General features: G+C 43.1%; 1 protein-coding gene. It reads left to right on the top strand.

Annotated elements, in window-relative coordinates; genetic code table 11:
* Positions 1-503, top strand: a 503-nt coding sequence (locus R7Z47_RS27035) for a DNA polymerase domain-containing protein (protein WP_318131051.1), incomplete at both ends; no start/stop codon positions are given.

Below are 503 nucleotides of genomic sequence, written 5' to 3'. Positions count from 1 at the left end.
GACATTGGTAAGGATGACGATCAAGCCGTGGCTGGTTTTCGTGGTGGTCAGTTTCATCGTTCTAAGCACTTTTTGCCAGAGATGATCGAAAAGCTTTGGGCGGCACGAGATGTTGCGAAGAAAAACAACGAGAAAGCCTTTTCTCAAGCAATCAAAATCATCATGAACTCGTTTTATGGCGTATTGGGCTCATCGGGATGTCGTTTCTTTGATACTCGATTAGCTTCCAGCATCACCATGCGTGGGCATGAAATCATGAAGCAAACTAAAGTGCTGATTGAAAACAAAGGCTATCAAGTGATTTATGGAGATACAGACTCAACATTTGTCTCTTTGAATGGTTCATACAGCCAAGCGGAAGCGGATGAAGTCGGCAATCACTTGGTTGAATACATAAACTCTTGGTGGCAAGAGCATCTTCGCGCTGAGTATAACCTCACTTCAATGCTTGAAATTGAATATGAAACTCACTACCGCAAGTTTCTGATGCCAACTATTCGTGG

This window comes from Vibrio sp. 1641 (assembly GCF_033339995.1).
Classification (GTDB): domain Bacteria; phylum Pseudomonadota; class Gammaproteobacteria; order Enterobacterales; family Vibrionaceae; genus Vibrio; species Vibrio alginolyticus.
This window is presented reverse-complemented; position numbering and strand designations above follow the sequence as displayed.